Source organism: Arthrobacter sp. NPDC058130, from assembly GCF_042884475.1.
Taxonomy (GTDB): Bacteria; Actinomycetota; Actinomycetes; order Actinomycetales; family Micrococcaceae; genus Arthrobacter.
In genome coordinates, this window is sequence record NZ_JBHVTV010000002.1 from 554,392 (window position 1) to 578,326 (window position 23,935).

Genomic DNA, 23,935 nt, shown 5'->3' on the forward strand with positions numbered 1-23,935 from the left:
CGCAAAGGAACCTCATGCTCCGCCTCGATCACCCCGGAACGACGTCCCGGCCCGCACCCTCCGCAGTACTGCGCGCAACCCGGGCGGTGGCAGTCCTTCGGGCCGGCCACGCCTCGGACTATGCGCCGGTCATCGAGGCGCTGCAGCGCGGCGGCGTGCTCAGCATCGAGCTCACGCTCAGCACGCCCGGCGTCTGGGATGAACTTCCGCTCCTCCAAGACCGGTTCGGGGAATCCGTTGAGATCGGCGTTGGAACGGTCACCGACGCCGAACAGGCCGAAACCGCCCTCGATCTGGGCGCGGCGTACATCGTCACACCCGTCACGGATCCGGGGGTCATTGCGGCGTGCGTCAGCCGCGGCGTTCCGGTCTACCCGGGCGGCCTGACCCCCACCGAACTGCACACCGGCTGGAAACTTGGTGCCACCGCAGTCAAAGTCTTCCCAGCATCCACCGTCGGGGCCAGCTACGTCTCGCAGCTCCGGGGCCCCTTCCCGGACATCGAGGTGATCCCGTCCGGCGGCGTCGACATCGAGGACGTGCCGGCCTGGATCAGGGCGGGGGCCCTGGCCGTCAGCCTCGGCGGGCCGCTCTTGGGCGACGCCTTCAAGGGAGGCGACCTGGCGGAGCTCACAGCCAGGGCACAACGCGTCCGCGAGCTCGTCGACCAGGCGGCAGAGCAGATCGGTGCAAGCCGGTGAGCGCGGCACCCTACGTCCTGACATTCGGTGAAACCATGGCGCTGATGCGCGCGGACCACGTTGGCCCGCTCGCCCACGCTTCCACAATGAGCCTGGGTATCGGCGGCTCTGAATCCAACGTGGCCATCGGGCTCCAGCGTCTGGGCGTGCAGGCCGTGTGGTGCGGACGCGTCGGCGCGGACTCGCTCGGCCAGCTCGTCGAACGCGAAATCCGGGCAGAAGGCGTGGACGTCCGCGTCGCCGTCGACCCTTCCGCCCCTACCGGGCTGATGATCAAGGAACGCAGGACGCCGGCCACCCAGCGCGTGAGCTACTACCGCGCCGGCAGCGCCGGGTCCCGGATCGCACCGGCCGACATCGACGAACAGCTCATTGCCGGAGCGGCCCTCCTGCACGTCAGCGGCATCACCCCGGCCCTGTCCGCCCAGGCCGAAGCCACCCTGAGGTACGCCATCGGCACAGCCAGGGCCGCCGGCGTGCCGGTTTCCTTCGACCTGAATTTCCGCGGCAACCTCTGGTCCCCCGAAGGCGCCGGCAGTGTCTACCGGGACATCATCCCGCTCACCGATGTTGTGTTCGCCGGTGACGACGAGGCAGCGATCGCCGTCGGACCCGGTGCGGCCAAGGAACTGGCGCAGCGCCTCTCCGCACTCGGCCCCCGGCAGGCCGTCATTAAACTCGGTGCCAGCGGCGCCCTCGCCCTCGTTGACGGCGAGCTGTACTCTCAGCCGGCAGTCCCCGTCGAAGCCCTCGACACGGTGGGCGCAGGTGACGCCTTCGTGGCGGGATACCTCGCGGAACTCATTGCCGGACGCGGTCCGGCGGAGAGCCTTCGCACTGGCGCGGCCACCGGAGCCTTCGCGTGCCTGGTGCCCGGCGACTGGGAAGGAGCCCCTCGCCGGCATGAACTGACCCTCCTCGCCAGCAAGGAACCAGTAAACCGCTGAACCAGTCATCGCAGAACCGCAACACGTCACGACGGACATTCGTCCCGCAGCCGAAGACTGAAAGGCGCCCAGCCATGAAAAGAGCCCTCAGCATTGTCGATGGACGAGCCGTTGACGCCGCGGAGTACGGCGCCAAGGATGAAACCTGGCAAGCCCGCCGGCGCCGGCAGTTGGCGTGCCTCGGTTGCGGCGGGCAGGCCACGTTCAGGTTTGGTACCCGGCGAACGTCCTCCTTCGCCGCACGTCACCGGCATGACTGCGTGCTCTCCACGCAGTCATGGAGTGCCTTTCGCTATCTGCAATAAGCTCGCCAGTTGCCGTCCAGCCACCAACCTACTGACCACGGAGTGAACGAATTGTCACCACGATTCCGGGCACGATGGCTCGGCTGCAGGATGACGCCACGTTCGGCCTTGCGTCGACGTCAGAGGCAGGCCGCCGGGCCGCCGTCGAGTTTGTGGGTGAGGCGCTGGAGGCGGTCAGGCGGCTCGGCACACACACGTCGCCATCGGCCGTTACCGCCCTCGAGCTCCACGCTGCGCCCGTGGCAGAGGGCAACAGGGCGTCGGCGGCGGCGTTGGCCGAATCCCTGATGGAGATCTCGGACGTGCACGTGCCCCCGGCGCCGCATGGCATCCAGGACGAGGCGGGGCAAGGCGCTGCGAGCGGCGTCCTCGAACCGGCATCACTACTGACCGCTGCCCGAATCCGGGAGTGCCTGGACGCGGCCGGGACAGGCACTGGAACCGGCTTTCGCGGGATCAAAGTGGCAGCAGACCCGCGGGCTTCGGTGGAGGAACGCGTGGCCACCATCGCCCAGACGATTGCCCTTATCCGGCAAGCGGGTGCCAGCTGACGCCGGCGAGGGCATTGGCCCCTGCCCCCAGTCGGCAAGAAAGTTGCCTTCGCCGGCACCCGGACAGCTTTAGGCGGACCCACGTGGGCGCCGAGCGTCTCCTTGCCGCGCCAGGCGAACCTGCCAGATGATCACACCACACAGCGCCAACACCCCGACGACGACGGCGATATCCCGCCCTGCCGCTTTGGCCACGGCTTCATAGGAGTTACCGGCCACGAGCCCCAACAGCGCGAACCCCACACCCCAAAGCATGCCGCCGGCGACGTTGAACGCGAGAAAACGCGGATAGGGCATCCGGGCGGATCCGGCCAGTGCCGGCATCACGGCCCGAAAGAACGCAACAAAGCGGCCCGGGAAGACGGCGGCCCCGCCTTTGCGGCGGAGAAAATCCTGCGCCTCGTCGAGTCTTGCCCGCTTCTTCTGAAATCCACCGAATCCCCAACCACGGCCGCCATAACCACCAGGACCATCATGAGGTAGTGGACGAGTCGGCGGGCGGCTGAGCCTAGGGCTGAAGGACTTCCCTAACGTCCGGCCGCGTAGCTTCCTGCAGGACCCAACGGTTGCCGTCAGGGTCGTTGAAATAGGCGAACAGGACCCCGCCCATGTCCTGGACCTCGCTGATCTCCGCTCCCCGTTGAAGAAGTTCAGCCCGCGCCGATGCCATGTCAGGGACCACCAGTTGCAGGCCTTCCAGGCTGCCAGGCTGCATGCTGGTCATTCCCGTGCCGATAACAATGGAAGCGGCGGAACCGGGCGGCGTGAGTTGCACAACCCTCATGCCCGGTATGTATTCCACGTCGTGGTCCAGGACGAAACCGAGTCGGTCTGTGTAGAATGACTTCGCTTTGTCCACATCGGCGACCGGTACTTGTACGACCTCAAGGCGCATCTCCATGGGCCTCACAGTACCTCCTCCTGCGCAGTTCGTTCCTTCCATCTGCGGAGGGATCTCCTCCCAGCATGCTTCTAGGGGCACCCTGCCAGCACACCTTTCATCAGGGACTCCCACTGGGCCCCAAGCCCAAGTTGACTGGAGGCGCTGGGCCCACACCCCACCCACACCATCAAAGGAGACACGATGCATACGCGAACTCTCGGACAGGGCCTGCAGGTCTCGGCCGTCGGTCTTGGCTGCATGGGCATGTCGCAGAGCTATGGCCCGAACCCCGGAGACCGCCAGGAGATGATCGGGGTGCTCCGCGACGCCGTCGGTCTCGGAATCAACTTCTTCGACACCGCCGAGGTTTACGGCCCCTTCGTCAACGAGGAACTCGTCGGTGAAGCACTGGCCCCGGTGCGGGACGGGGTGGTGATAGCGACGAAGTTTGGCTGGCGGATCGAGGACGGCAAGTCGGTGGGACTGGACAGCTCCCCCGAGCGGATCAGACAGGTCGCCGACGAGTCGCTGCGCCGGCTGCGCGTGGACAGCCTCGACCTGTTCTACCAGCACCGGGTCGACCCGAAGGTGCCCATCGAGGAAGTCGCCGGCGCCGTGGGCGAACTCGTCCAGGCAGGAAAGGTCCGCCACTTCGGGCTGTCCGAGGCCTCAGCCGCAACCATCAGGGCCGCACACGGGGTCTTCCCGGTGACAGCCGTCCAGAGCGAGTACTCCCTCTGGACACGGGACCCGGAACCGGAGGTGCTGCCAACGCTTGCCGAGCTGGGCATCGGATTTGTCCCCTTCAGCCCGCTCGGCAAGGGCTTCCTCACCGGCACCGTGAATCCCTCCACGCCATTCGCCGACGGCGACATCCGGGGCACCATCCCGCGTTTCACCACCGAAAACCGGGCCGCCAACCAGGCACTCGTGGACCACGTCGCCGGGCTCGCCGCCGCCAAAGGCGCAACCCCCGGCCAGGTGGCGCTGGCGTGGCTCCTGGCCCAGCAGCCGTGGATCGTCCCGATCCCCGGCACCCGGCGTCGACGTCGCCTCGAGGAAAACGCGGCCGCGGCCGCCGTCGCGCTCTCCGCTGACGAGATCGCCGACCTGGATGCGGTAGCGCGCCGGATAGGCGTGCAGGGAAACCGCTACAACGACCTGCACATGGGTCTCGTCGGGCGCTAGCAGGCAGTCTTCGCCCTGGTCGCGACCTGCAAAGTCGTGCACGGTGGGTCTATTCTTAGCGGTGAAGACCAGTTGTCCGGTTCAGTGTGCACCGGATTCTGCCGTACAGGGATGATGGGATCTGAGGCGCGAAATGGACGATGCACACGCCGCATGGATGCCAGCCCAGATCCATCACGGTGCGGCGCATGGCTGATTCCGGCACCCCGTCTTGGGCCGGCACTGACGGCAATGATCTGTGTTCCCCCTTTCTGGAACAGTTGCCCATCAGCGGCGCTGCTGTTTCCATGTTCGGCGGTGCCGCCTCGGAATCGTTAGTCTGTGCGAGCGATGCAGTGGCGGCCCGGCTTGATGAGCTGCAGTTTGATCTTGGCGAAGGCCCGCGATGGGATGCCCTTCGCAGGCGGCTCCCCGTCCTCGTCCCCGACGTTCGATTCCCCCAGCCTTACTCGTGGCCGGTATTTAGCAAGGCCCTCCTGGAGACAGAGGTTGCCGCGATTTTCGTCTTCCCGCTGACGTTGGGTGCGTTGGATTTGGGAGTCGTGGAACTTCACCACACAGAGCGGGGCGGCCTGAGCTACGCCGACTCGACGACGGCGGGAGTGCTCGCCAGCCAGACGGCATGGCACCTGCTGCGCAGAGTCCTCGCTGTCCGCTCGCCTGACACAGATCCGGCCGTGGAAGCACCCCTCATGTCCAGACGGGAGATCCATCAGGCTACCGGAATGGTTCTCGCGCAAGCCGAAACCACCGCCGCTGAGGCCCTCCTGCTGCTGCGCGCGCACGCGTTCGCGAACTCGATGACATTACGCCAGGCGGCCGATGAGGTTCTGCAGGGCAGGCTCAGCTTCGTGCCGGGAAATGGAAGAAGATCCACTAAAGGCGGTCTGAAGTAGGATGACCAAATGGTGATGACAAGCCGCGCCGAGCGGGTGAGCGCGGCTTTCGTAAAACTCACAGGCACCCTGGTTGCTGACTACGACGTGCTGGACCTGCTGCATGCGCTCGTCGAAGCCTCGGTCGATCTGCTCGACGCAACCGCCGCGGGCCTACTTATTGCCGACCCGCACGGCGATCTGCAGGTCCTCGCGTCCACCAGCGAAGAGAGCCAGCTCGTGGAAATACTCCAACTGCAGGCCGGCGAGGGTCCCTGTGTTGAGTGCTATCAAACTGGAACGCCGGTTGTCTTGGAGGACATAGCGTCACTGGAGGGGCAGTGGCCCGATTTCCAGGCGGCAGCGCTTTCCCAGGGCTTCCGTTCGGTTCAGGCCGTGCCCATGCGCGTTCACGGCAAGACGATAGGAGCCATGGGCCTCTTCGGCAGGAACCCGGGGGCCTTGACCCGCGAGGACTCAGCCATCGGCCAGGCTCTGGCGGATGTGGCGACCATCAGCATCCTGCAGGAACGGACCATCCGGGAGTCGGCGCTGGTCAATGAACAACTGCAGCAGGCATTGAACACCAGGGTCCTGATCGAACAGGCCAAGGGGGTTATTGCCTACCGATCGCGAGTGGACATGGAGGACGCATTCAGGCGGTTGCGCAGCTTTGCCCGCTCCAACAACCAGAGCCTCCGGGAGACTGCATCGCAGGTCATCAACCGGGAACTCCGTCTCTGACCCTTTGCCACATCCCTTGGCCCTTTCCGCGGGATCTTTTCAAGCTGTCCGACCTCGCCTAAGATGGCGTTGCTGCCCCAGACCCCGGCAGCGCCACCTACTGTTGGCGCGTCCCAGGGAAGGGATGTCATGCGAAACAACGAAACCCTTTCACCCCCCCGGCTGTTGTGCTGCCGTGATTGGTGCGCGCCATGAATCCTGACGCGATCAGGGCGGTTGAATTGGCGGCCACAGCGAATCCAGCCTCGGACTTCGAACACGAACACTCCGGCCACCAACTGCAAACTGCAGTTGCGGAGGCCGTCATGCAGGGCCTGCCCATCAAGGACGTGGCCGCGGCGGCACACATGACGGCGCTGGAAGTCCTGGACGCCGCGGACCGTCAAACATACTCGGGCGCCGCCGTTCCCCCGCGGCGGCGCCCGGCCCACTAGCACCCGGGCCACTGGGCGTGCAGGCGGCCGAAACACCGGCCAGTGTCACGCGCAGTCGGATCCGCGGAAACTCTGACGAGGTTTGTCCAGGCGCGCCGTATCAGTCGACGTCGGTTGGGGCGGCGCGGTGATCTATCCCGGCGGTCAGTTCGTCGATCCGATCCAGTGCGGCATTGAAATGCTCGACGGTCGCCCACAATGCCGGATGCTGTTTCCGGATGTCTTCGAGAGTGGTCCCCGCCGAGGCAAGTGCAGCGAGATCGAAACTCACATTAGTGCGCGCCCCTGCCACCGCTGCCCTGAGGGCACCGAACGCGACGACGACATCGGCAACCAGCGCCGGGTTGCCGTGAGCGGCAAGCCAAGCCAGATCCGCGATCGCGTCGCTGGCCCGCTCGCCGAGGACGGCGGATGACCTGGCCGCGTCCACAGACGCCCGGTGTATAGCGTCCTCGCGTTCCGGCCCCGGTTCCAGCCGAAATGCGGCTCCGAAGGCTTTTGACGCTGACGCGTCGTCATCTGCCAGTCGAAGTGCGGCCTCCCGGAGCGAACGCGCCCGGGCGTGAAGGCGGGTGAGTTCCATGCCCTGGCGTCCCTGAGCTTCCGTGTAGCCGGCCACCATCGATGTCAATGACGCGGCGATGGCAAGCATCACGCCCGCTCCGGCCCCGCCGCCTGGCGAACCGATGGACTCCGCCAAGGCCCGCGTCCAGTCCTCAACTGTCGAGCGTTGGGTTGTAACCGCTTCAGAATCAGCCATGTCACTACGTGTGCCCTCTAGTTGGGCTGCCCGCCCGGCGGCCGCACGAGCAGGGGACGGCTTCGGCTCTGCACTTACTGGGTGGGGAAGATCCTGTCACTGACGTCGTTGCGGAGAATATGGAACTGGCCTCCGTTGCCGTTCACGGTGCCGTCCAGGACGTAGAGTCCCCGTCCGGCGTCCTGGCCCCCGGCAGCCCGGTCAAGGGCATCGATGAGGTGACGGCCCAAGTGCCCCTTCGGTCCAAGTTCTTTGATTTCAGCGAGCTCTTCGAACGTCAGCCCTGCCAGCACCGCGTTGATTTCAGCCATGACACACCCCCCGTTGCGCAGCGAATTCTTGCCTGAATCCACAGGCTAGAGCACGGTGGGTGATGCCGCAAGGATCTGCAGCGGCGGGCTAACTCCGCGGCACGTCAGGCCTGGCTCAACGCCTTAGCCTTGACAGCCTCGAACTCGCCCGGGGTCAGGGTGCCGGCGTCGAGGAGTTCCTTGGCTTTTGCGATTTCCTGGGTGGGGGATGCTGAGGCGACGGAACGAATGTACTCGTCCGTGGCCGCTTGTGCCTCCTGTACGCCCTTGGCCTGGCGCTCGGCCATGCTGCGGCCCCGCGCGATCAGATACACAAGAACGGTGAGGAACGGCACGAAGACAAGGAACAGAATCCACACGGCCTTGAGCCAGCCGTTGAGATCACGGTCCCTGAAAATGTCGGTGATAACCGCAAACAGTGCGAAAAGGTAGGCGACGAACGCGAATCCCCAAAAGAACAGCCAAATGACGCTCCAGAATTGCTCCACGGGAGCCATCCTTTCGTTCCGAGGAAGCCCTACTGGCATTCCCCTACGGGCCAAAGTAGTCCGCCGCGCAACCGGCTGTTAGGACCAAAAGGCCCGTATTGACCGAGGTGGAGCCAATATCCCGCCCCCGGATGCGGCCAAACCAGGCGCCGCCTAGCCGATCGCCCTGGCCTTAAGCATCTGGAATTCTTCGCCGGTGATGGTTCCTTCATCAAGGAGTTTCTTGGCAGCAGCGATCTGTTCGGCAGGGTTGGCGTTGGCCGTCCGACGGATGTAGTCAGCCATGTCGTCTCTGGCTACGTCCTGCCGCGCCGATTGCCTTATGGACATTTGCTGCCCGTAGAACATCATGTAGGCCAGGCAGCCGAGGAGCGGGAACAGCAGGACGCCCAGAATCCACAAGGCTTTCACCCACCCAGGCCGCAGGCTGTCCGCAAAGATGTCCCGGAGGACGAGGAACAGCACAATCAAATACGCCGCAAACATGACGAACGAGAACATGAGCCCAACGACATCCCAAAATCCCATGACCTTCGCCTTTCGCGGGACGGGCACCGAGGCAACGATGTGTTCAACGGCAATGCCTGGCTGCCACGCGCGGCAAGCCGCCAAGTGCGTCACCAGGACCCGGCTCGGCACCAGCCTACGCAGGGGGCTCTCTTTGTCAACGAGCCAGTCAGCGAGTTGGCCAGCAAACAGTTGAGCCTGCCCGCGTGGCGGACCTGGGCGTGCGGGCCTAGAAGAAGTGCAGCTCGCTGGCCGCGTCCGGGGAAGGATGCACCACGGGGGCCTGGCCGAGTTCGAGCAGGATGTCGTTAATGCTCAGCTGGCCGGCCAGCTGAGGATCCAGCTGCACCGGGACAACAGCCTCCGGAACGGCGTCGCTACTCATGCCACGATCATATGTGCGGACCGCCGCTGCGCCCGGGGGCCACGCCGGTCCGGGGCACGGACACATTGGTCAGAGCATCGAAAGTCAGGGCACCGGAATCAGGCGCAGAAGCCACGACGCCGAGGTCAGGGCACCGGACTCAAGGTCAGAGGCGTCCCCGGGACACGACGGGCATCAGGCGCCGTCGTACGCTTCCTGGAGTGCGGCGATGTCCAGCTTGCGCATGGCGAGCATCGCCTGCATGGCGCGCTGGGCGCCGTCGGGGTCCGGGCCCGCGATGAGTTGTCCCAGCACGGACGGCACCACCTGCCACGAGAGCCCGAACCGGTCTTTGAGCCAACCGCACTGGCTTTCCTCGCCGCCGTCGGTTAGCGCAGACCAATACCGGTCCACTTCTTCCTGCGACGCGCAGTCGATGACAAGGGACACCGCCTCCGTGAATGTGAACGCCGGACCCCCGTTCAGCGCCGTGAAGGTGCGCCCGTCGATCTGGAAGCGGACGGTGATGGCCTGGCCTGCGGGCCCGGGGCCGCCGTCGCCGTACCGGGAGACATCGAGGATCTTGCCGCCGTCGAAGAGGGAAACGTAGTACTCCGCGGCCTCCTCGGCCTGGTTGTCGAACCACAGGCAGGTGGTGATCTTTTCGCTCACAGCGCTCCCCTTGCGTTCACCCGTGCCGACGGCTGGCTCCGGCGGCGATCAGTGGCGTGGGTCCGAGCCTAGCCGCACGGTGATCTTGCGCACAACGGTGCTGGAAGAGCGTCCGGCCCCCCGGCCGTCGTCCCGGTCCCGCTCCGCCCATCCGGACGGGACTAGGCTTGGAGGTATGCCTTCTCCAACCCCGAGCCCGCCCCACCCGTCAGCCCAGGACACCCCAAAAACCGGCCACCGGCCCATACGGGCGGCCGCCCTGGCCGCAACCGCCGACGCACTCCTGATTCTGCTCTTCGCGGCGATTGGCCGCGACGCGCACCAGCGCGGCGAAATTATCACCGGAGTCTTTGCGACGGCGTGGCCTTTCCTGGCGGGGGCGGCCGTGGCATGGCTGGCCCTCCGGCTGTGGCATGACCCGCTGCAGGTGTGGCCTGCCGGCGTCGCCGTTTGGCTCGGAACCGTCGGTGTCGGCATGATTCTGCGGGCAGTCACCGGCCAGACGGTGGTGCTGCCGTTCATCATCGTGGCCCTCCTCAGCCTCGCCGTTTTCCTCCTGGGATACCGTCTTGTGGTCGCCGGCGTTCGGCGGTTGCGTTCACGCCGCCGCCTGGGCTGATGCACTAGGCTTGCAGAAGATGGCAGCGCCCGGGCAGGGCCGCCGACAGGCCCGCAAACGGCGCAACCGATCCGGAAAGGCTCACACGTGGTCACCGCATTCGTCCTGATCAAGACAGACGCTTCACGCATCCCGGAGACTGCCGAGGAAATCTCCGCCATCGCCGGCATCAGCGAGGTCTATTCCGTAACGGGCGAGTGGGACCTGATCGCGATCGCCCGGGTCGCCAAGCACGAAGACCTGGCGGAAGTCATCGCGGACAAGCTCTCGAAAGTTCGCGGCGTCGCCCACACCACCACGCAAATCGCCTTCCGCGCGTACTCACAGCACGACCTCGACGCGGCCTTTGCCCTCGGTTTCGAGCAGTAGCCGGCAACTGGCACCACCAGCACCAGCACTACAAACGAAGGGCCCGGCATAATCTGCCGGGCCCTTCGTCGTCATAAGTGCCTTATCGTCATGGGTGCCGTGTGATCGGGCCTGCCTGCGCTCGCTCAGGCAGCCTGCGACAGAGCGACCCACCGGTCCAGCACCGCGGCCGCGGCACCGGACTCAACGGACTGCTCGGCACGCTTGAGCGCGGCGGCCATACGCTCCGTCAGCGGACCCACAGCGTCGAGGTCGAATGCCACAAGCCCGGCCGCGGCGTTGAGCAGCGCAGCATCGCGGGCAGGCCCCGGCGCGCCGCCAAGAACAGCCCGGACGACGGCGGCATTTGCCACGGCGTCGCCGCCGCGCAGCTCCTCCAAAGTGGCCTGCCGGATGCCAAGATCGCGCGGGTCAAACATCTCGTCCGCGACCTCGCCGTTGCGGATCTCCCACACCCGCGACGGGCCGGTGGTGGTGAGCTCATCCAGGCCGTCGTTCCCTCGGAAGACGAGGCCGCGACTGCCGCGCTTGGCCAACACTCCGGCCACCAGCGGGGCCATCTGCTCATTGGCGACACCCACAGCCGAGGCTTGGACGTGTGCCGGGTTGATCATGGGCCCCAGGAAGTTGAACGCCGTCGGGACGCCGAGTTCGCGGCGGGCGACGGCGGCGTGACGCATCGAGGGGTGGAAAACCTGCGCGAAGCAAAAGGTGATTCCCGCCTCTTCGGCGTTGAGCGCCACGCGTGGAATGGGCAGGTCCAGCCTGACCCCGAGGGCCTCCAGGACATCGGCGGACCCCGCGGAGGACGACGCCGCGCGGTTGCCGTGCTTGACCACCTTGGCGCCGGCGCCGGCGGCGATGAGGGCGGCCATCGTGGAGATGTTGACAGTGTTCTGCTGGTCGCCGCCCGTGCCGACGATGTCCAGCTTCTCACCGGCGATATCTATGGGGTTGGCGTTGGAGATCATCGCCTCAACCAGGCCGGACAGCTCATCCACGGTCTCGCCCTTGGACCGCAGCGCCACCAGGAATCCGGCCACCTGCGCCGGCGTCGCTTCGCCCGACATGATGGAGTTCATGGCCCATTCGGTGCTCCCGGCGGTGAGGTCCGCGCCGCTGATGAGTGCGTTGATGAGCCGCGGCCAGGTGTTGCCTGCTGCCGGTGCGGATGCCTGAGAAGTCACCTCCCGATGCTATCGAGGTCGGCCCTGCAATGACGAATGTGAACCCCTCCGGGAACTTTTCCGCGCGAATTCGCGTCTTTGTAGAAAAAGTCCTCCGAAAAGGCGGTTTGCGTTGGGCAGTACGGAGTTTTATAGACATAATGTCTATGTGACATCTGCGACCCATGCCCCCAGTACCCCGGCGCACCCGACGCTGAACCGCCCCAACATGGTTTCTGTAGGAACCGTTGTGTGGCTGTCCAGTGAGTTGATGTTCTTCGCCGGTCTCTTCGCCATGTACTTCACACTCCGTTCGACTTCCGGACTGATGTGGGCCGAAGAGACAGCCAAGCTCAACTTCCCGTTTGCGCTCGTAAACACGATCGTCCTTGTGGCAAGTTCCTTTACTTGCCAGATGGGCGTCTTCGCTGCCGAGCGGCTCCAACCGCGCCGGATCGGCGGACGCTTCAGCTTCACCCAGTGGGGAATGAACGGATGGTTCATCCTGACGTTCCTCATGGGTTCCTTCTTCGTCGCCGGCCAGGCGACCGAGTACGCCATGCTCGTTTCCGAGCATGTCTCGCTGTCCTCCAACGCCTACGGTTCAGCCTTCTACATCACCACCGGCTTCCACGGCCTGCACGTGATCGGCGGCCTGATTGCCTTCCTGCTCATCATGGGACGCTCCTTCGCAGCGAAGAAGTTCGGGCACTTTGAAGCAACCTCGGCGATTGTCACCTCGTACTACTGGCACTTCGTGGACGTCGTCTGGATTGGCCTCTTCCTGGTCATCTACGTCCTCAAGTAGCGCAGTTTTGACTCTTTTTCTACAAGAGGCAGAATTTAAAGAAGCGGCTCCCGGAGCCACCGCAGGATCGAATAAAGGAACCACCACGTGAAGGCACTCTCGCAGAAGCGACGTCACCCACTGGCAGCAATAGCACTGCTGCTGATGGGCCTCTTGGTCACGGGTGGGCTGTACGCCGTTGCCACCACCGTCAACCAGGCCAAGGCCGACACCACCACTTACAGCGCAAGCGACGTAGAGGAAGGCGGCAAGCTCTTCGCCGCCAACTGCGCCACCTGCCACGGCATGGGTGCCAGCGGCTCGCAGTCCGGGCCGTCGCTTGTGGGCGTCGGCGCAGCTGCTGTTGACTTCCAGGTCGGCACCGGCCGCATGCCCATGCAGATGAACGGCCCGCAGGCCTACCAGAAGCCCGCCCAGTTCAACGAGGAACAGACCAAGCAGCTGGCAGCTTATGTTGCCTCCCTCGGCCCCGGCCCGGCCATTCCCGAGGCGGGTGTGCTCGATGAGAAGGGCGACGCCGCCAAGGGTGGAGAGCTGTTCCGTACCAACTGCGCCATGTGCCACAACGCCGCAGCTGCCGGCGGTGCCCTCACCCGCGGCAAGTTCGCCCCGGCCCTTGCCGGGGTCTCCGGCCAGCACATCTACGAAGCCATGGTCACCGGCCCCCAGAACATGCCGGTCTTCAATGACGCGAACATCTCCCCGGAGGGAAAGCGCGACATCATCACCTACCTGAAGCAGATTGAAGCCAACGGTTCACCCGGCGGCGCGGATCTTGGAGCTTTGGGGCCGGTTTCCGAAGGTCTCTTCGTCTGGATTGCCGGTTTGGGCGTCATCATCGCGTTCACGATCTGGCTCACATCCCGCACGTCCTAAGCGGACCTTGCACCTGTAAGAATTTTCTGCTGACCCGTCAGCAGTTTGAATTGAAACCTAACTCGGCATGTAGGCCGAGACGAGAGAAGGATGAGGCGAATTATGGGCAACCATAGTGACGGCAGTCCGAACCACTCGGGCACCGTAGCTACGGCTGGTCAGAATGAGGTGGAGAAGTTCCAGGATCCTGGAATTCCCCCGCACCGTTTGCGCCTGGCTGACACGGACCCGAGGGCCGCAAAGAAAGCAGAACGGCAGGTAGCCCTTCTGTTCGGCACCTCGGTCGTTGGCACCTTGATATTCCTGGTGGCGTACTTCGCGATCGATCTGGGGCAAGACTCCTCGATCGCGACGATCCGCCTCCAGAATGCCTTGCTGGGCATCGGCACCGCATTCGCGATGCTGGGCATCGGCACCGGCATCGTCCACTGGGCCAAGGCCCTCATGCCGGACCACGAGGTCTCGGAAGAGCGCCACGCGATCCGCACCGAGGAAGACCGCCAGGCTGCCGTCCGCATCGTTGATGACATTGTGGAAGAAACCGGCATCAAGCGCCGGCCGCTGATTCGCAACACCCTGCTCGGCGCGGTCGCACTGGCGCCCCTGCCGGCATTGGCCATCTTCGGCGACCTCGGCCCCCGGCCGGACGACAAGCTGGCCCACACGTTGTGGGCGCCAGCCCCGGACGGCAGGCTCAAGCGCCTCGCCCGCGACCCCGATGGCACTCCCATCAAGGCCGCGGACGTCACCATCGGCTCCGCTTTCCACGTCATCCCGGAAGGGCTGAACGAATTGAGCGAAGGCAAGCTGAACGAGAAGGCTAAGTCTGTTGTCCTGCTCATGCGGCTGGACCCGAGCGAACTCCACCCTTCCCCGGAACGTGTCGATTGGGCGTACAACGGCATCGTCGCGTACTCCAAGATCTGTACCCACGTTGGTTGCCCTGTTGCCCTGTACGAGCAGCAGACCCACCACCTGCTGTGCCCGTGCCACCAGTCAACCTTCGACCTCACCCAGCAATGCAAGGTGATCTTCGGACCGGCCAGCCGCCCTCTCCCCCAGCTGCCGATCGCAGTGGACTCCGAGGGCTACCTCGTCGCCACGAGCGACTTCCATGAACCCGTTGGACCGACTTACTGGGAGCGTGAGCAGCATGTCCGCAACATCAACGCCTGATGCCCCCGTCTTCACCGCCAAAACAACAGGCGGCCGCATCACCGACTTCGTCGACCAGCGTGTTGGCGGCTCCGGCATCCTGCGCGAATTCGGCCGGAAGGTCTTCCCGGACCACTGGTCGTTCATGTTCGGCGAAGTGGCGCTGTACTCCTTCGTCATCCTGCTGCTGTCCGGCACGTTCCTGACCTTCTTCTTCGATCCGTCCATGGCGGAGACGCACTACGCGGGCTCCTACACGCCGCTGAAGAACGTCGAAATGTCCGTGGCGTACAGCTCCTCCCTGAACATCTCCTTCGATGTCCGCGGCGGCCTGTTCATGCGCCAGGTACACCACTGGGCAGCCCTGCTGTTCGTGGCCTCGGTGGCCGTGCACATGCTCCGTGTGTTCTTCACCGGCGCGTTCCGCAAGCCCCGCGAGCTGAACTGGGTGGTGGGCAGCGTGCTGCTCATCCTGGCCATGGCTGCAGGCTTCACCGGCTACTCGCTCCCCGATGACCTGCTCTCCGGCAACGGCCTGCGCATCATCGACGGCGTTATCAAGTCCATCCCGGTCATCGGCACCTACACCTCGTTCTTCCTCTTCGGCGGCGAGTTCCCGGGCACCATGATCATCAGCCGCCTGTACATGCTCCACATCCTCCTGGTTCCCGCGCTCATCCTGCTGATGATCGTGATGCACCTCTTCATGGTGGTTGTGCACAAGCACACGCAATACCCCGGCCCCGGCCGCAACGACGGCAACGTCGTCGGCTACCCCCTGGGACCGGTCTACGCGGCAAAGGCCGGCGGCTTCTTCTTCATCGTGTTCGGTGTGGTTGCCATCATGGCGGCGTTCTTCACCATCAACCCGATCTGGAACTACGGCCCGTACGACCCCTCGCCGGTTTCCGCCGGCACGCAGCCTGACTGGTACATCGGGTTCGTTGACGGCGCCCTGCGCCTGATGCCGGGTACGATCGGGGACTGGCAAGTCGAGCAGATCTGGTTCGGCCACATGTTCACCTTCAACGTCCTGCTGCCCGCGCTCGTCCCGGCCGGCATCCTCTTCACGGTCATGTTCACCTACCCGTGGATCGAACGCTGGATCACCAAGGACAACCGCGAGCACCACGTCCTGGACCGTCCCCGCAATGCTCCTACCCGTACGGCGATCGGCATGGCCGGTTTCGTCTGGTACAGCGTGATGTGGGCCGCGGCAGGCTCGGACCTCATCGCCACCCACTTCCACGTGGCCCTGAACGATGTGACTTACTGGCTGCGCGCACTGTTCTTCATCGGCCCGGTTATCGCGTTCATCGTCACGAAGCGCGTCGCCCTGGCGCTCCAGCGCAAGGACCGCGAGATTGCCCTGCACGGCCGTGAAACCGGCCGCATCGTACGCCTGCCGCACGGTGAGTTCATCGAGGTTCACGCCCCGCTGGACGAATACAAGCGCTACAAGCTGGTGGGCTTCGAGTCGCCTGCACCGCTGCCCGCAGTGCCCAACGAGCACGGCGTCGTGGACCGCAAGGAAAGGCGCCGCGCGGCCCTCTCCCGCTGGTTCTTCGAGGACCGGGTTGCCCCGGCCACTCCTGCCGAGCTGGAGGCCGCCCACGGCCACCACGGAGCGCACGAAGCGATCGAAACAGCAGACACGAAGTCGCTCAGCCACTAGGCGGCGACAAGTAGAACACCGGAAGGCCCGGTCCCCTTGGGGACCGGGCCTTTTCGTATTTGGCGTACAGCAGTTCCTACGGGCGGTACCCCGAGGCGTAGTTGCGCGTGGGCCTGACACCGGGACGCTGCAGGGGCACCCAGAGCTTGTAGCGGTCGGCCCGGTAGTAGGACACGGAGTAGTCCACCATGGCGCGGGCCACGAACGCGTGGCGCTGGATCTTCAGCAGCGGCGTCCCGACCTCAACGTTCAGGAGCCTCGCCGTCGACGGCGATGCCGCCGTCGCCTCGATCATGTCCTCGCCCCATTCCATGACCAGCCCATAGCGTTCGCTGAGCACGTTGTAGAGGGAGGTGGGCGGTTCGCCGTCGAGCAGGCCGGGGACCCGGTGGGCGGGGATAAAGTTCTCGTCCACGCTCATGGGCTCGTTGTCGGCCAGCAGGAGACGCCGGAACCGGACCAGCGGCGTCCCTTCCTCCAGCTGCAGCTCACGGGCCAGGAAGGCGCTGGCGGCTATCTGCTCGAAGCTGAGGACCTTGGCGGCGGGAACCATGCCACGGCGCTGCATCTCCTCGCTGTAGGAGGTCAGCTTGACCTGGAGATCGAGTTTGGGTTTGCGCACAAACGTGCCCAGCCCCACGACGCGCTCAATTACTTCCTCGCCCACCAGCGCATCGATGGCCTGGCGGACGGTCATCCGCGCAAGGCCGAAGCGCTGGGCGAGATCGCGCTCGGACGGCAGCGCGGATCCCGGCGGGCACGCGGCCGCGATGTGCGCCCGCAGGATTTCCCGCAGCTGGATGTAGATGGGCACCCCGTTCTCACGGTCGATCTCGCCAATCATCCGGGACGCGTCAGAGGGCGCCATGATTCAGCCTCCCTTTGGGCTCCGGCGCGGGTAAAACACTCATATCTCAAGGGTAAGCCCGTTGCCCGGCAGGTCTAGACCACCGGCCGTCTCAAATCGTGCTCGCCCCTCCCCCGCGGCTACCCTTGAAGCTGCAGACTGCAACCGGGCAACGCAGCCCGCCCAGTCCGATGAAAGCCCGCCTTCCCGACCAGCCCGTCGTTGAGGGCACCCGTCCACTTGCACCACCTGCAAAACCAGCACCAGCATGAGGGAGTCCCGTTGCCAGTTCGCAAGGCAATCGTCACGGCCGCCATCGGCCTCCACGCCCGGCCGGCGGCCGTATTTGTCCGGGCCGTCACGGCCACCGGACTCCCGGTCACCATCAGCAAGGACGGCAGGCCCGGCGTCGACGCCCGCTCGCTGCTGGAAGTCATGACCGAAGACTTCGAGTGTGGCTGTGAAGTAGAGCTGGCCGTCGCATCGGAAGCCCTCCCGGCCCTCTGCAGCCTCGCAGAGGCCGAGAACGCGCTCGAGGAGCTGGGAATCCTTTTGGAGTCGGCAGCAGCCGCCTGAGGCCCTCCAGTCCGCACCCGGACCGACTCCGCGCCCCTCGAGGCGCGCGCGTCGCATCCTGAGAGCAGAGACTGGACACTGACGCCTGGACACTGACGCCAGGCACATACAACGACGGCGGGCCCCACCAATGGTGGGGCCCGCCGTCGTGCAATATGAACTTTTAGTCCGGGTGGACGCTAGTGCGCGTGGTCACCGCGGCTGTATTCGTAAACCCAGCCGACCAGGGCGACCAGTGCCATTCCGCCGGCGATGAAGACGATCCACCAGCCAACGGCCAGGCCCAGGAAGCCTGCAGCGCAGGACATGCCCAGCATCAGCGGCCACCAGCTCCAAGGGCTGAAGTGTCCCTGCTCGCCGGCACCCTCGTGGATTTCAGCGTCGTTGCGGTCCTCGGGGCGCATGCCCACGCGCCTGCCGGTGAAGCCGAGGTAAGCGCCGATCATGCCGGCGAGGCCGCCCACGAGCAGCACGCCGAGGATGCCGACCCATTCGGTCCAGTGGGTCAGGTAGCCGTAGATGAACGCCACCGGCACGAAGAAGAAGACGCCGAGGCCAAAGATCCTTGATTCGATTTTCACTTGGCGGTGTCTTTCTGGTCGGCGTTACCGAGAGCCGCTGCTGCCGGAGCAGGCGAGTCGACGGTGTAGGACTGGGAGAGCTCCGGGTGATGCAGGTCCAGGGCAGGACGTTCGGAGCGGATGCGGGGCAGGGAGGTGAAGTTGTGGCGCGGCGGCGGGCAGGACGTGGCCCACTCGAGCGAGGCGCCGAAGCCCCACGGGTCATCAACTTCCACGCGCTCGTTGCTGCGCCAGGTGATGTACACGTTCCAGAAGAACGGGATCAGCGAGGCGCCGAGAACGAACGAGGCGATAGTGGAGAACTGGTTCATCCAGGTGAAGTTGTCCTGCGGCATGTAGTCGGCGTAGCGGCGGGGCATACCCTCGACACCCAGCCAGTGCTGGATCAGGAAGGTGCCGTGGAAACCGAGGAACAGCATCCAGAAGTGGATCTTGCCGAGGCGCTCGTTGAGCATCTTGCCGGTCCACTTGGGCCACCAGAAGTAGAAGCCGGCGAACATGGCGAACACGACCGTACCGAAGACCACGTAGTGGAAGTGGGCCACGACGAAGTAGGAGTCCGAGACGTGGAAGTCCAGCGGCGGCGAGGCCAGGATGATGCCCGTCAGGCCACCGAAGAGGAACGTCGCCAGGAAGCCGATGCTCCACAGCATGGGGGTTTCAAAGGTGATGGAACCCCGCCACATGGTGCCGATCCAGTTGAAGAACTTCACACCGGTCGGTACAGCGATCAGCATCGTCATGAAGGAGAAGAACGGCAGCAGGACCGAACCGGTGACGTACATGTGGTGGGCCCACACGGTCACGGACAGCGCGGCGATGGAGATGGTCGCGTAGACCAGGCCCTTGTAGCCGAAGATCGGCTTGCGGCTGAAGACCGGGAAAATCTCGGAGACAATGCCGAAGAACGGCAGCGCGATGATGTACACCTCGGGGTGGCCGAAGAACCAGAACAGGTGCTGCCAGAGGACGGCACCGCCGTTCTCGGGATCGAAGATGTGGGCACCGAAGCGGCGGTCCGCGCCGAGGGCGAACAGGGCGGCGGCCAGCGGCGGGAAGGCCATGAGGACCAGGATGGACGTCACGAGGGCGTTCCAGGTGAAGATCGGCATGCGCCACATGGTCATGCCGGGGGCGCGCATGCAGATGATCGTGGTGATGAAGTTGACCGCACCGAGGATGGTGCCGAAGCCGGACAGCGCCAGGCCGAAGACCCACAGGTCACCGCCCACGCCGGGGCTGAACGTCGTGTTGGACAGCGGCGCGTAGGCAAACCAGCCGAACGACGCGGCACCCTGCGGGGTGATGAAGCCGGACACGGCGATGGTTGAACCGAAGAGGAAGAACCAGAAGGCCAGTGCGTTCAGACGCGGGAACGCGACGTCGGGGGCGCCGATCTGCAGCGGCATGATGACGTTGGTGAAGCCGGCAAACAGCGGCGTCGCGAACATCAGGAGCATCACGGTGCCGTGCATCGTGAAGAGCTGGTTGTACTGCTCTTTGGTCTGCAGGATCTGCATGCCCGGCTCGAAGAGCTCGGCACGGATCAGCAGCGCCATGATGCCGCCGAAGCAGAAGAAGACGAACGACGCGATCAGGTACATGTACCCGATGGTTTTGTGGTCGGTCGAGGTGATCCAGTTGACGACGATGCGCCCCTTGGACTTGGGTACTACGGGAGCCTCGAGGATCCCGGCGGATTGAGTGTAGGTTGCCACGTCGCTCGCCTTACTTGGTTTCGGTCGGGGCCGGGTTGCGGTCGTACTCTTCACCGAGCAGGCCGGTGTTCCCGTCCTGGCGCAGCTGGTTCATGTGCGCCTGGAACTCCGTCTCGGAGACAACCTTCACGCGGAACAGCATTTCGGAGTGGTACTCGCCACAAAGTTCGGCACACTTGCCGTCGTAGGTTCCCTCCTTGGTGGGGGTGAACCGGATGTAGTTGGTCTTGCCGGGGATCATGTCCCGCTTCTGCAGGAACGCAGGCACCCAGAAGGAGTGGATGACGTCGCGCGAGTTGAGCTCGAGGTCAACCGACTTGTTGACCGGCAGGTACAGGGTGGGCAGCTTTTCCTTGTCCACGGCGTTGCCGGTCAGGTGCGCCTGGACGCCAGCTTCGTGGACGTCCGCGGTGACGACGTCACCCTTCTTGTAGTTGAAGTCCCATGCCCACTGCTTGCCGCGGACGTCGACGACGACGTCGGCCGGCTTTGAGCGGTCATCGATCGACTGCTGGTCGCGGTCGGTGAAGTAGAAGAACACCAGGACCATGAACAGCGGGATCGTCAGGTAGAACACTTCAAGCGGAAGGTTGAAGCTGTTCTGGCGGGGGAAGCCCACGGTGCCCTTGCGGCGGCGGTAGGCCACGACGCACCAGATCATCAGGCCCCAGGTGATGATGCCGACGACCAGCGCCGCAATCCATGAGTTGACCCAGAGGTCCATGATGAGGCCAGTGTGATTTGTGGTGTCACGCTCGGTGGGCAACCAGCCCCTCTGTACCTCTGGTGAACATCCAGTCAAAGCCAACGCGCCGGCTAGTGCCAAGCCAGTGATCGTAGTGATCTGTTTGCGTCGGCTGCCGGTTCGGTTCTGCGAACTCACAGACGGCCCTTCCTACTTGTTGCTGTTGCCCCGCAAATTACGGGCAGGGCAAACGAAAAGTTTTACTACTCGGTGTAGAGCTTACCGCTCCCCGCGAGTTTTCGCCCACATGTCCGCACCGTGCGTCGGGACCTTTTTGCGGGCGCCGCTCGTTGAGGATCCTGCGCCACTAAGGCCGGGCAAAATGCCCGGCCTTAGTGGCTAAGAAATTAGTGGAAAGAATCTCCGCAGGCGCAGGACCCGCCGGCGTTGGGATTGTCGATCGTGAAGCCCTGCTTGGAGATGGTGTCCTCGAAATCGATGCTGGCACCGCTGAGGTAGGGAACGCTCATCTTGTCGACGACGACCTCCACGCCGTCGTAGTCGCGCACCGCGTCCCCGTCGAGCAAACGCTCATCGAAGTAGAGCTGGTAGATCAGGCCGGAGCAACCGCCGGGCTGCACGGCAACGCGGAGGCGCAGATCGGTGCGGCCTTCCTGCTCGAGCAGGCTGCGGACCTTGCCGGCTGCCACGTCGGTCAGCATGACCTCGTGCGTGGCCAGCTCCCCGGCCTCGGTGGCAGTGGCGTCGGCGCTGTTTTCATTGGTTGTAGTGCTCATGGCCTACCTTCTTGCAACGGTGGTGGCGGCCCCGCTCGCACGGTGCCCGCCCCTACTTAAACGGTATGGGCTATAGCTACATGCTACTTCGCGCAGCCCTGTAGCTCTAACTCCTGACGTAACTGTGGGAGACGGCTGGATGTTCCCCCGGCGCGCGGGACCGGTCGGCGGCTAGAGCGCACCTTCCTCGTTCAGGCGGGCCAGCAGCAGGGCCTCGGCGACGATCGCGTTCCGGAAGTCACCCAGGTGCAGGGATTCGTTGGCGCTGTGGGCGCGGGAATCGGGATCCTCGACGCCGGTCACCAGGATCTGCACGTCCGGGTAGAGCTCCGTCAGGTCCGCGATGAAGGGAATGGACCCGCCGATCCCCATTTCGACGGCGGGCACGCCCCAGGCCTCGCCCAGGGCCCACATGGCCACGGAGGCGGCCTTCGAGCCCGTGTCGGTGAGGAAGGAGTTGCCGCTCTCCCCCGGGGTGAACACCACCTGCGCGCCGAACGGCGCGTTGCTTTCGACGTGTTTGCGGACCGCTTCCATGGCCTCCGCGGGATCCTGCCCGGGGGCGAGGCGCAGGCTGAACTTGGCACGTGCCCGCGGCAGCAAGGTGTTGGAGGCCACGTCCACGGCCGGGGCGTCAAAACCGATGATGGACAGGGCGGGCTTGGTCCACATCCGCGAGGCAATGGTCCCCGTCCCGGCGAGCTTCACGCCGTCGAGCACGGACGCGTCGACGCGGTACTCCTCTTCCGTGAGGTCCACGAGGACGTCATCGCGGCTCACCAGGCCCTCGATCGCGACGCTGCCCTCGTCGTCGTGGAGGGTCGCGATCAGGCGTGCCAGCAGCGTCGGGGCGTCGAGCACCGGGCCGCCGAACATGCCCGAATGCACCGCGTGGTCCAGGACCCTGACCTCGATGGTGCCGTCCACCAGGCCCCGCAGGCTGGTGGTCAGCGCCGGAATGCCGACCTTCCAGTTGCTGGAGTCGGCCACGACGATCACGTCGGCGCGGAGCAGTTCGCGGTGGGTCTCCAGGAAGGACCGGAACGTCGGGGAACCGGCTTCCTCTTCGCCCTCGAAAAAGAACGTCACGCCCAGGCCCAGTTCCTCGCCGAGCACACGCGTCACTGCCGAGTAGGCGGCGATGTGGGCCAGGATGCCGGCCTTGTCATCCGCGGCACCGCGGCCGAAGAGCCGGCCGTCGCGTTCGACGGCGGTGAACGGGTCGGTGTCCCACAGCGCCAGGTCGCCGGTCGGCTGCACATCGTGGTGGGCGTACAGCAGAACCGTGGGCTTGCCCTCGGCGGCCGGGCGGCGTGCGACGACGGCGGGCCCGCCGGGCGTCCCGTCTTCCTTGTCGCAGCGGAGGATCCGGACGTCGTCGAAACCGCTGGCACGCACGAGGCCAGCGACGGCGTCGGCGCTGCGGTCCAGCGGGGCAGGATCAAAGCTGGGCCAGGCGATGCCCGGAATGGCAACAAGATCCGTCAATTGGCTGATCGTTTTGTCGAACGATTCGGTAACGGCCTGGCGGAGAGCTTCGGCGTCGATGGTGCCGGCGTGGTCCAGGGCGGTCTGCGGGTTCCCCGCGGTAGATGATGTCATGGCCAAAACACTACCGTGCGCTGGATCACGGCAAACAGCGCAATCACCGGCCCAATGCCGTGTGGGCTGGGTCTCGCGCGTGTGTCTGCGGGGTATTCTTTAGGGGTGTTTGGACGTAAAAAGGAAGCGCCAACGGCGCAGGACGTAGTTGACCAACAGGCGGCCGAGGCAGCAGCCCGGGGCGCCGTGACCGGCAAGGGCGCACCCACGCCCAAGCGGAGCGCCCAGGAAGCAGCCCGGAAGCGGCCGCTCGTGCCGGAGGACCGCAAGGCTTCCAAGGCCGCCGAGCGCGCCGCCGTCGCGGACCAGCGGCTCAAGATGCGGCAGGCCATGGACAGCGGTGACGAGAAGTTCCTGCCCGTGCGCGACAAGGGTCCGCAGAAGCGTTTCGCCCGTGATTACGTCGACGCGCGCTTCAGCCTGGGCGAGTACCTCATGTTCGGCGCCCTGTTGTTCGTTGTCATCTCGCTGCTGGTGCCGGCTTCCAGCGAACAGATGATCTACGTCCTGGGCGGCTTCTGGGTCATGTTCCTGGCGGTCTTCGTGGACGTCTTCATCCTCTCCCGCAAGCTCAAGAAGCGGCTCGGCGAAAAGTTTGGCGAGGTGGAGCGCGGCACCGTCTGGTACGGCTCCATGCGCTCCCTGCAGTTCCGCCGCCTGCGCCTGCCCAAGCCCCAGGTCAACCGCGGCGAGTTCCCCGCCTGATCATCCGCTCCTAGAAGCCTTCAACG

The 23,935-nt window shown here is 65.1% G+C and carries 30 protein-coding genes; 15 read left to right on the forward strand and 15 right to left on the reverse strand.

The genetic code is table 11. The features are described from left to right. Nucleotides 1–14: 14 nt before the first annotated feature. From ACFVTM_RS06715 to ACFVTM_RS06725, 3 genes are all read left to right on the forward strand, one after another. Complete coding sequence (locus tag ACFVTM_RS06715) at nt 15–701, forward strand: bifunctional 4-hydroxy-2-oxoglutarate aldolase/2-dehydro-3-deoxy-phosphogluconate aldolase (protein WP_390202615.1); 687 nt, start codon at nt 15–17, stop codon at nt 699–701. Then, nucleotides 698–1,648 (forward strand): sugar kinase, encoded by a 951-nt coding sequence (locus ACFVTM_RS06720; protein ID WP_390202617.1) that lies wholly within the window; start codon nt 698–700, stop codon nt 1,646–1,648. The genes ACFVTM_RS06715 and ACFVTM_RS06720 overlap by 4 nt, the downstream gene beginning before the upstream one ends. Nucleotides 1,649–2,027: 379 nt before the next feature. Next, nucleotides 2,028–2,504, forward strand: coding sequence for a DUF4862 family protein (locus ACFVTM_RS06725; RefSeq protein WP_390202618.1), 477 nt, complete (start codon nt 2,028–2,030; stop codon nt 2,502–2,504). Nucleotides 2,505–2,573: 69 nt separating this feature from the next. On the opposite strand, the gene ACFVTM_RS06730 is transcribed toward ACFVTM_RS06725, so the two are convergent. Continuing rightward, complete coding sequence (locus ACFVTM_RS06730) at nt 2,574–2,831, reverse strand: DedA family protein (RefSeq protein ID WP_390202619.1); 258 nt, start codon at nt 2,829–2,831, stop codon at nt 2,574–2,576. A 181-nt stretch (nt 2,832–3,012) separates the two neighbouring features. Beyond that, nucleotides 3,013–3,405 (reverse strand): VOC family protein, encoded by a 393-nt coding sequence (locus tag ACFVTM_RS06735; protein ID WP_390202817.1) that lies wholly within the window; start codon nt 3,403–3,405, stop codon nt 3,013–3,015. A gap of 183 nt (nt 3,406–3,588) precedes the next feature. Here ACFVTM_RS06735 and ACFVTM_RS06740 point away from each other — a divergent pair, with 183 nt between their 5' ends. From ACFVTM_RS06740 to ACFVTM_RS06755, 4 genes are all read left to right on the forward strand, one after another. Continuing rightward, nucleotides 3,589–4,575: an aldo/keto reductase gene (locus ACFVTM_RS06740; RefSeq protein ID WP_390202620.1), complete on the forward strand. Its 987-nt coding sequence runs from the start codon at nt 3,589–3,591 to the stop codon at nt 4,573–4,575. A 188-nt stretch (nt 4,576–4,763) separates the two neighbouring features. Then, nucleotides 4,764–5,471, forward strand: a complete 708-nt coding sequence (locus ACFVTM_RS06745; RefSeq protein ID WP_390202621.1) for a GAF domain-containing protein — start codon at nt 4,764–4,766, stop codon at nt 5,469–5,471. Between the two features lie 9 nt (nt 5,472–5,480). Then, nucleotides 5,481–6,194, forward strand: coding sequence for a GAF and ANTAR domain-containing protein (locus ACFVTM_RS06750; protein ID WP_390202622.1), 714 nt, complete (start codon nt 5,481–5,483; stop codon nt 6,192–6,194). 191 nt (nt 6,195–6,385) lie between these two features. Then, nucleotides 6,386–6,628 (forward strand): hypothetical protein, encoded by a 243-nt coding sequence (locus ACFVTM_RS06755; RefSeq protein ID WP_390202623.1) that lies wholly within the window; start codon nt 6,386–6,388, stop codon nt 6,626–6,628. 100 nt (nt 6,629–6,728) lie between these two features. Here the strand turns inward: ACFVTM_RS06755 and ACFVTM_RS06760 are convergent, their stop codons facing one another. The 6 genes from ACFVTM_RS06760 to ACFVTM_RS06785 all read right to left on the reverse strand — a co-directional run bounded on the left by ACFVTM_RS06760 (nt 6,729) and on the right by ACFVTM_RS06785 (nt 9,730). After that, nucleotides 6,729–7,388: a cyclodeaminase/cyclohydrolase family protein gene (locus ACFVTM_RS06760; RefSeq protein ID WP_390202624.1), complete on the reverse strand. Its 660-nt coding sequence runs from the start codon at nt 7,386–7,388 to the stop codon at nt 6,729–6,731. A gap of 74 nt (nt 7,389–7,462) precedes the next feature. After that, nucleotides 7,463–7,699, reverse strand: coding sequence for a hypothetical protein (locus tag ACFVTM_RS06765; protein WP_390202625.1), 237 nt, complete (start codon nt 7,697–7,699; stop codon nt 7,463–7,465). A gap of 104 nt (nt 7,700–7,803) precedes the next feature. Beyond that, nucleotides 7,804–8,187: an SHOCT domain-containing protein gene (locus tag ACFVTM_RS06770; protein ID WP_390202626.1), complete on the reverse strand. Its 384-nt coding sequence runs from the start codon at nt 8,185–8,187 to the stop codon at nt 7,804–7,806. Between the two features lie 153 nt (nt 8,188–8,340). Then, the gene (locus ACFVTM_RS06775; protein WP_390202627.1) at nt 8,341–8,715 is read right to left on the reverse strand and encodes a PLD nuclease N-terminal domain-containing protein; all 375 of its coding nucleotides are present in this window, start codon (nt 8,713–8,715) and stop codon (nt 8,341–8,343) included. 208 nt (nt 8,716–8,923) lie between these two features. Further along, nucleotides 8,924–9,079, reverse strand: a complete 156-nt coding sequence (locus ACFVTM_RS06780; RefSeq protein WP_390202628.1) for a hypothetical protein — start codon at nt 9,077–9,079, stop codon at nt 8,924–8,926. A gap of 174 nt (nt 9,080–9,253) precedes the next feature. Continuing rightward, the gene (locus ACFVTM_RS06785; protein ID WP_390202629.1) at nt 9,254–9,730 is read right to left on the reverse strand and encodes a VOC family protein; all 477 of its coding nucleotides are present in this window, start codon (nt 9,728–9,730) and stop codon (nt 9,254–9,256) included. 175 nt (nt 9,731–9,905) lie between these two features. Here ACFVTM_RS06785 and ACFVTM_RS06790 point away from each other — a divergent pair, with 175 nt between their 5' ends. Both ACFVTM_RS06790 and ACFVTM_RS06795 read left to right on the forward strand, forming a co-directional pair. After that, nucleotides 9,906–10,349: a DUF3054 domain-containing protein gene (locus tag ACFVTM_RS06790; protein WP_390202630.1), complete on the forward strand. Its 444-nt coding sequence runs from the start codon at nt 9,906–9,908 to the stop codon at nt 10,347–10,349. An 87-nt stretch (nt 10,350–10,436) separates the two neighbouring features. Next, nucleotides 10,437–10,718, forward strand: a complete 282-nt coding sequence (locus ACFVTM_RS06795; protein ID WP_090580900.1) for an Lrp/AsnC family transcriptional regulator — start codon at nt 10,437–10,439, stop codon at nt 10,716–10,718. A 125-nt stretch (nt 10,719–10,843) separates the two neighbouring features. Here the strand turns inward: ACFVTM_RS06795 and trpD are convergent, their stop codons facing one another. Further along, a complete protein-coding gene (trpD, locus tag ACFVTM_RS06800; RefSeq protein ID WP_390202631.1) occupies nt 10,844–11,905 on the reverse strand; it encodes an anthranilate phosphoribosyltransferase in 1,062 nt (353 codons plus the stop codon). A 148-nt stretch (nt 11,906–12,053) separates the two neighbouring features. On the opposite strand from trpD, the gene ACFVTM_RS06805 reads away from it, so the two are divergent. The 4 genes from ACFVTM_RS06805 to ACFVTM_RS06820 all read left to right on the forward strand — a co-directional run bounded on the left by ACFVTM_RS06805 (nt 12,054) and on the right by ACFVTM_RS06820 (nt 16,398). Then, nucleotides 12,054–12,692 carry a heme-copper oxidase subunit III gene (locus ACFVTM_RS06805; protein WP_390202632.1) on the forward strand — a complete coding sequence of 213 codons (639 nt, stop codon included), beginning with the start codon at nt 12,054–12,056 and terminating at the stop codon, nt 12,690–12,692. 87 nt (nt 12,693–12,779) lie between these two features. Beyond that, complete coding sequence (locus tag ACFVTM_RS06810) at nt 12,780–13,568, forward strand: c-type cytochrome (protein ID WP_390202633.1); 789 nt, start codon at nt 12,780–12,782, stop codon at nt 13,566–13,568. Between the two features lie 102 nt (nt 13,569–13,670). Further along, nucleotides 13,671–14,744, forward strand: a complete 1,074-nt coding sequence (locus tag ACFVTM_RS06815; protein ID WP_390202635.1) for a Rieske 2Fe-2S domain-containing protein — start codon at nt 13,671–13,673, stop codon at nt 14,742–14,744. Continuing rightward, nucleotides 14,722–16,398 (forward strand): cytochrome bc complex cytochrome b subunit, encoded by a 1,677-nt coding sequence (locus ACFVTM_RS06820; protein ID WP_390202636.1) that lies wholly within the window; start codon nt 14,722–14,724, stop codon nt 16,396–16,398. The genes ACFVTM_RS06815 and ACFVTM_RS06820 overlap by 23 nt, the downstream gene beginning before the upstream one ends. A gap of 76 nt (nt 16,399–16,474) precedes the next feature. Here the strand turns inward: ACFVTM_RS06820 and ACFVTM_RS06825 are convergent, their stop codons facing one another. Beyond that, nucleotides 16,475–17,266, reverse strand: a complete 792-nt coding sequence (locus tag ACFVTM_RS06825; RefSeq protein WP_390202637.1) for a GntR family transcriptional regulator — start codon at nt 17,264–17,266, stop codon at nt 16,475–16,477. Nucleotides 17,267–17,527: 261 nt separating this feature from the next. Here ACFVTM_RS06825 and ACFVTM_RS06830 point away from each other — a divergent pair, with 261 nt between their 5' ends. After that, nucleotides 17,528–17,821: an HPr family phosphocarrier protein gene (locus ACFVTM_RS06830; RefSeq protein WP_390202638.1), complete on the forward strand. Its 294-nt coding sequence runs from the start codon at nt 17,528–17,530 to the stop codon at nt 17,819–17,821. Nucleotides 17,822–18,000: 179 nt separating this feature from the next. On the opposite strand, the gene ACFVTM_RS06835 is transcribed toward ACFVTM_RS06830, so the two are convergent. From ACFVTM_RS06835 to ACFVTM_RS06855, 5 genes are all read right to left on the reverse strand, one after another. Next, entirely contained in the window at nt 18,001–18,402 is a 402-nt protein-coding gene (locus tag ACFVTM_RS06835) for a cytochrome c oxidase subunit 4 (protein ID WP_390202639.1), read from the reverse strand. Further along, the gene (gene ctaD / locus ACFVTM_RS06840; RefSeq protein WP_390202640.1) at nt 18,399–20,120 is read right to left on the reverse strand and encodes a cytochrome c oxidase subunit I; all 1,722 of its coding nucleotides are present in this window, start codon (nt 20,118–20,120) and stop codon (nt 18,399–18,401) included. Before ctaD ends, ACFVTM_RS06835 begins: the two co-directional genes overlap by 4 nt. Nucleotides 20,121–20,130: 10 nt before the next feature. Beyond that, complete coding sequence (coxB, locus tag ACFVTM_RS06845) at nt 20,131–21,003, reverse strand: cytochrome c oxidase subunit II (protein WP_390202641.1); 873 nt, start codon at nt 21,001–21,003, stop codon at nt 20,131–20,133. Between the two features lie 209 nt (nt 21,004–21,212). Next, a complete protein-coding gene (locus tag ACFVTM_RS06850; RefSeq protein ID WP_390202642.1) occupies nt 21,213–21,602 on the reverse strand; it encodes a HesB/IscA family protein in 390 nt (129 codons plus the stop codon). A 171-nt stretch (nt 21,603–21,773) separates the two neighbouring features. After that, nucleotides 21,774–23,204 carry a dipeptidase gene (locus tag ACFVTM_RS06855; RefSeq protein ID WP_390202643.1) on the reverse strand — a complete coding sequence of 477 codons (1,431 nt, stop codon included), beginning with the start codon at nt 23,202–23,204 and terminating at the stop codon, nt 21,774–21,776. Nucleotides 23,205–23,309: 105 nt separating this feature from the next. Here ACFVTM_RS06855 and ACFVTM_RS06860 point away from each other — a divergent pair, with 105 nt between their 5' ends. Continuing rightward, complete coding sequence (locus ACFVTM_RS06860) at nt 23,310–23,909, forward strand: DUF3043 domain-containing protein (RefSeq protein WP_390202644.1); 600 nt, start codon at nt 23,310–23,312, stop codon at nt 23,907–23,909. Nucleotides 23,910–23,935 lie beyond the last annotated feature (26 nt).